Consider the following 6,037-nt stretch of genomic DNA (forward strand, 5'->3'; position numbering starts at 1 on the left):
ACATCCCGGTCCGTGAATAAAGTTGATATTCTCGGGCAGCAGCTGAGTCAAACCGTATTTCATAATCGTGTGGGTATGTCCGCCGCACACTTCCATGATATTGACCGTCCGGCCAAGCTTTTCAGCCTCTGAGGCGATCAGTTTTTGAAAGCTTTTGATTACCTCGGGATTGCGAAAGCCATCATAGAGGTCTTTGAGTTCCAAAGAACTCATGGCGCTTCTCTACTTGGGCAGTTGTCATCATCAAGAACCATTTGACGCCGATCCTCTTCATCAAGCTTCTCCAAAATCTCCTGATAAACCCTCAACGATTCAAGAGCATCCTCTTCGTCAATCTTGTTCATAATAAACCCGATATGTAGCAGTACATAATCGCCGATTGCAACTGTCCCCTCTTCCATAAGATCGAGCCCTGCAGTACGCTGAATCCCCATGGTATCAACGGTTGCAATGTTGTGTTCCGTGTCAATGCTGACCACTTTTGAAGGTATTGATAAACACATAAATCAGACTCTCATCTTTCGTTTAAATTCAATCCACTCGATCACTCTTTTAATCGACGCTTCATCATTGATGTTCACTTCCAAAATATCGACATTCGGTTTGATTTTTCTCGCTTCGGCTTTCTCTCTCTCAATGTCGTATTGAAAATAGGGGAGCAAATCGGTTTTGGTAATAAGGATGAGATCGGCACAACGGAACATCACCGGATATTTGGCAATCTTATCTTCTCCCTCGGGGATTGAGACAAGGACGATATTCAGGTGTGATCCGACATCATAGCTCGCCGGACAGACGAGATTACCGACGTTTTCGATAAAACAGACATCCAAAGGAGCCAACGGCAGATCATGCAATCCTTTATGAACCATAAACGCATCCAGATGGCACGCGCTTCCCGTCTGAATCTGTACCGCATTGATCCCTTTTGCAATGAGGCGATCGGCATCGCGTGACGTCTCCAAATCTCCTTCAATAACACCGAATTTAAACGGAGCCAACCCTGCCATTTTTTCCAAAAGAGTCGTTTTTCCGCTTCCCGGAGAGCTCATCAGATTGATTGCCAATACTCCGTGCTCATTGAAATGCTCACGGTTGTGGTGCGCTTCCTGATCATTTTTGTCCAAAATCTTTTTGATTACCGCAATCGTTTTGGAATCATTGAGCTGCGGATTATGATGCAATGTCTCATGCGCTGCCTGATGGGTATGAGAATGTTCATCTTCTCCGTGATGGTGATGATGATGCCCCCCCTCGTGAGGATGTTCTAGCGTATCATGTTCATGGTCATGGACGTGGGTGAATTCTCGTCCGAACTCATCGACATGAGTATGTCCGTGCTGGTGGTTATTGGTAGTAATCGAGCATCCGCAATCTTTACACATTATTATTTCCTTTTTTGTTTGTTTTAAATTATCAATCCCGCTCGGGTGAGGAGATCGATTTCATACGCGTTTTCACTGGTTCCATCGTATAGGATTTTACCTTTTTCATCCAAAATGACGACACGCTCACCGAGTCGCGGTGCGATAGCCAAGTTGTGCGTCGCCGTTATCGTCGTGATGGGGAGTGCGGCGACAATGTCGAGAAATTTGGCGGTACTGGCAGGGTCAAGCGCGCTGGTCGGCTCATCGAGCAGTAGCACCTTGGGTGAGAGCGACATGATGCACGCCAAAGCCAGTTTTTGTTTTTGTCCTCCGCTGAGTTTGAAGGGGACGTTTTTCAGATGCGGTGTCAATCCGAACAGCTCGGCGTAGTTGCGTACCCGCGCATCGACATCATCGAACTCCAGTTGTCTCGCACCGAAAGCGATCTCATCATAAACGCTCGGATTAAAGAGCATCGCATCGATGTTTTGAAACACCAGTCCGACGTTGCGGCGAAAATATTCATTGGTTTGCTTCTGTTTCAACGCACTTTTACTCAGTGGGTTTCCCTCAAACAAAAGTTCGCCGCTATCAGGGAATTCCAAGCCGTTGAGGAGTTTTAGCAGGGTGCTTTTCCCGCTCCCGTTAACCCCTAAAAGAACCACTTTTTCCCCTGCACCGATATGGAGATTAAGGTTTTCAAAAACGGTATTAGCCTCTCTTTTGAGAGTGACGTTTCGGATGTCAAACATGAAAACCTCGCGATTTCATCGCTTCGAAGTTCTCTTTTCCTTCTCGGATATTTTTGTCCAAAAATCCGGCGATGGCAGAACCCAAATACTCATATATCTGATATCGTGTCGGTTTTCGCAGTGTACGTGATTTCAACGCATCGGTGTAATCGGCGAACGAGCGCTGCATATTCATGATTTTCGAGACGCTGAGTACCAACAAAAAGCTCAAATCTTTGGAAAACGCGACCGCCTCATAGATATTGACTCTGGAGGTAAAAAGAAGCGTCAGAAAGATCATATCAAACGAGCGCAAATTGACGGTCACAAAGTAGTGCCAAAACGACTCATCTCTCAAATAAAGGGTAAAGGAATAGCTCAACGTGATAAACAGCGAAAAAAGTGCCACCAAGATAAAGGATCGACGGGCAATCGAAAGTACCGATTTGCCCGACATGAGCAATAACAACGCAAGGACGATCAAGAGCGGCTCATAACTCTTGAGAGTCGATATGGCTATCAAAGCACCGATATAGAGAAGAAAATAGATTTTAGCTGGCACGTTTACCCAACTTTTTGATACCTATCATCACGGCAAAGATCAAACCCGCACCGAGCGCCGCACTGATCCATGTCGACATCAAAGCACTCACACCGCTGATTTCATAATCGGGTATGATCGCCGAAATCAAAGGTTTTGTAGTTTCGATCGATTGGGGCACGTAGCCTATCATAGAACGAATCTCATCCACGCTCCACTCACCCCATGCAGGCCCTTCGGCGATTAACCCCAGCGGAGTTAAAGCGATCACAACGAGGATAAAAATCAATAAATATTTCCCGTTTTGACTCATACCGTAGCTCCTTTGGGCGTGCTTTGATTTTTGATTTTTTCGACAAACCCCATCACCAACATCGTCGCAAATCCCTCTACCACTCCGAAAACAAGGAGGTGAGAACCGACCACGGCGGGGAGTGTGACATTAAGACCGAACGGAAAATAGATCGGATGCCCTAGAGCATCAACACCCAACAGAGGCTGAATCCCCAAAGCCACGGCAACCACAACGGACGCGGCAACGATACCGCTCCACCCTGCTAAAAACAGCACAAGATTGTTATTCACTCTATTATGGAGCAGTTTGTGGACATAAAACGCGCTAAATGAAGCGACAAATCCCATCGCCAAAGAGTTGATGGCAAAGACGCTGAGACCTCCATCACCGAAAATAAGCGCCTGAATAAAGAGCGTCAACGATAGACAAAACGCCGCCACCCAAGGACCGAACAATATCGCCAAAATAGCCGCTCCGATAGCGTGCCCGCTTGTTCCACCGGGAATAGGGATATTGAACATCATGATGACAAACGAAAATGCCGTTAATGACGATAAAAACGCATAAGACTCATCATTGATCGCCTCTTTGGTTTTTTTCCACGCTACAATCAACAAAGGGATCGCCGCAACCGTTGCGGGTATATAGGTAGAGGGGGATATGAATCCGTCCGGTATATGCATCTAAACACCTCTATGAATAGTTATTCAGTATAGTGGTAATTATAGAAGATTTATCTATAAAGAAGTTGAAAAAAAGTATTTCTTAGTTATTTTTAGGACAAACATCTTAGAAAATACTCACCGTACCCTTTAGAGTTTACGAGCAACGCTTCCCTGCGGATGATTATACCAGCCTGGATCGGAATAATCACCTTTAGGTTGATTTTTACGTACTTTTACAAGGGTGAACATTCCCCCCATCTCGATAGGGCCGAACGGCCCTTGCCCGCTCATCATCGGTAATGTATTCTTCGGCAAAGCCATCCCCATATCGGCCATATCCTGCATCTCCGCCATCCCGTTTTTCCCCATCGGCATATACATATAATCCGGCATCAGGTCACTGATCTTTTCAGTGAGGTCATCTTGTTTGACCCCGATCATGTTGGGGACGGTGTGTCCCATCGGTCCCATCGTATGGTGCGACTTATGGCAATGCAGCGACCAATCCCCCTCTTCGGTAGCGATAAATTCAAATGCTCTCACTTGCCCGACCCCGATATCAATAGTTACTTCAGGCCACCTTGCCCCTTTCGGAACCCATCCCCCATCGGTGCAGGTCACCTCGAAAGGATGTCCGTGCATATGGATCGGATGGTTGGTCATCGTAAGATTTCCGACACGGATGCGGACACGATCTCCCACGCGAACATTCATCGAATCAATCCCCGGAAAGACACGGCTGTTAAAGCTCCAGAGATTAAACTCGGTCATGGTCGAAGGATTGGGGGTATAGGTTCCGGGAGCAACATCGTAGCTGGCAAGGAGAAAACAAAAATCCCGATCTACTTTATGCTGTGCAGGATTTTTCGGGTGAACAATAAACATCCCCATCATACCCAGAGCCATTTGTACCATCTCATCGGCATGCGGATGGTACATAAACGTCCCGCTTTTTTGAAGTCTAAATTCATAGACATAGGTTTCACCCGGAGCGATAGCACGCTGTGTCAACCCGCCGACACCGTCCATCCCGTTAGGGAGAGTAAGTCCATGCCAATGAACCGCCGTATGTTCGGGAAGCTTATTCGTCACAATAAAGCGTACAAGGTCCCCCTCCACCGCTTCGATTGTCGGTCCGGGACTTGTGCCGTTATATCCCCAGCAGTTGACTACCATCCCCGGAGCAAACTCCCGTACGACCGGTTCGGCGACAATGCGGAACTCTTTCACCCCCTCTTTCATCTCATAGGGCAAACTCCAACCGTTGAGCGTTACCACCGGATTGTAGTTTTTCCCCTCTTTCGACGTTATGAGCGTCGCAGGAGAGAGAACCCGTTTTGGATCTTCTACGCGGGTAAGCTGTCGCTTAGGCGATGATCCCTCACCGTGCCCGCTATGATCATGCTCTTGCGCGCTGAGTGACGATGTCAAGCCGGCAGAGGCCAACAACGCCGCCCCAAGTCCTAAAAACTCCCGTCTATTTTTGTGTTGCATAATTCTCTCCCCCAAGGGTATAAGTCAAATCGGCTTGCGCTTTTCGGTACTCCGCAATTGCCCTGACCGCTTCCATTTTTACATCGCTGTAGCGGCGCTGATCGGCAAGAAGTTCATAAACACCATCCAGCATTCCATTATAATAAAGCTGTGTTTGTTCCAGAATATCACGGTTTATTGTTTCAATTGAATCTTTGTATTCACGGGCAATATCATAGTTATAGTGCGATATCGCGTACGCTTCACGAACCTCAGAACGGATATTTACAGCCAATTCCACCAAATGCTGAACACTTTGGTTGTAAAGAGACTGTGTACGGCTTAATCGCGCCTGTCCCATATCAAATATCGGGAGAGGAATTTTCACACCGATACTGTTGAAACGGCTTTCTCCCGTACTCTTTTCACTCCCAAGCTCTAGAGTCACTTCATCTAAAAGACGGGTATTTTCCGTATATCCGGCATCTTTTGCCGCATATTCGACCCTTTTTTGAGCCGCTGCAATATCCAGACGCTTAGCCATAGCCAGACGCTCCAACGAATCACTTTCAAGCGGCGGAACAACGAGAGACAAAGGCTCCTGGCTCAGAGTGTAATACGTTTGCTCTCCATAAATTCCCAAGATTCGGTTGAGGGCCTCGCGCGCACTCGCATCGTCTCTACGCAAACGAACCGATTCGAGCCTTGCACGGGAGTATTCGTCTTGGATTTTTAACATATCGCGTTTCGAAAGATTCCCCGCAGTGTATTGGCGCATGGCCAACTGCAAAGAGGCTTCATACGATTTGAGCACATCGGCGTTAAGTTGAACCAATTCCTCCGCGCTCCGTGCGTCAATATACACTTTTTTTGCATCCCGAACCGTTCGAAGAACTTCATCGCCGACACTGAATTTGGTCTCTTCCAGTGCCAACCCCCCCAGCTCTTTACGCAGCGGAATCCAG

The 6,037-nt window shown here is 47.3% G+C and carries 8 protein-coding genes and 1 pseudogene; all 9 read right to left on the reverse strand.

The genetic code is table 11. The features are described 5' to 3' along the window. Positions 1–213: pseudogene (locus Q0C19_RS10420) on the reverse strand (hydrogenase formation protein HypD); the annotation flags it as partial. After that, entirely contained in the window at positions 210–503 is a 294-nt protein-coding gene (locus Q0C19_RS10425) for a HypC/HybG/HupF family hydrogenase formation chaperone (protein WP_295055753.1), read from the reverse strand. The gene Q0C19_RS10425 and the pseudogene Q0C19_RS10420, both read right to left, overlap by 4 nt. A gap of 3 nt (positions 504–506) precedes the next feature. Further along, positions 507–1,385 carry a hydrogenase nickel incorporation protein HypB gene (gene hypB, locus Q0C19_RS10430; RefSeq protein ID WP_295055755.1) on the reverse strand — a complete coding sequence of 293 codons (879 nt, stop codon included), beginning with the start codon at positions 1,383–1,385 and terminating at the stop codon, positions 507–509. Positions 1,386–1,408: 23 nt separating this feature from the next. After that, positions 1,409–2,119, reverse strand: a complete 711-nt coding sequence (locus Q0C19_RS10435) for an ABC transporter ATP-binding protein (RefSeq protein WP_295055757.1) — start codon at positions 2,117–2,119, stop codon at positions 1,409–1,411. Beyond that, complete coding sequence (locus tag Q0C19_RS10440; RefSeq protein ID WP_295055758.1) at positions 2,112–2,660, reverse strand: hypothetical protein; 549 nt, start codon at positions 2,658–2,660, stop codon at positions 2,112–2,114. Before Q0C19_RS10440 ends, Q0C19_RS10435 begins: the two co-directional genes overlap by 8 nt. After that, on the reverse strand, positions 2,650–2,952 hold the full coding sequence (locus Q0C19_RS10445) for a PDGLE domain-containing protein (RefSeq protein ID WP_295055760.1): 303 nt from the start codon (positions 2,950–2,952) through the stop codon (positions 2,650–2,652). Before Q0C19_RS10445 ends, Q0C19_RS10440 begins: the two co-directional genes overlap by 11 nt. Next, a complete protein-coding gene (cbiM, locus tag Q0C19_RS10450; RefSeq protein ID WP_295055762.1) occupies positions 2,949–3,617 on the reverse strand; it encodes a cobalt transporter CbiM in 669 nt (222 codons plus the stop codon). The genes Q0C19_RS10445 and cbiM overlap by 4 nt, the downstream gene beginning before the upstream one ends. Before the next feature lie 129 nt (positions 3,618–3,746). Further along, a complete protein-coding gene (locus Q0C19_RS10455; RefSeq protein ID WP_295055764.1) occupies positions 3,747–5,093 on the reverse strand; it encodes a copper oxidase in 1,347 nt (448 codons plus the stop codon). Further along, positions 5,077–6,037 (reverse strand): TolC family protein (locus tag Q0C19_RS10460; RefSeq protein ID WP_295055766.1); only part of this gene is annotated, 961 nt, incomplete at its 5' end. The genes Q0C19_RS10455 and Q0C19_RS10460, both read right to left, overlap by 17 nt.

This window comes from Sulfuricurvum sp. (assembly GCF_023250475.1).
Classification (GTDB): Bacteria; Campylobacterota; Campylobacteria; order Campylobacterales; family Sulfurimonadaceae; genus Sulfuricurvum.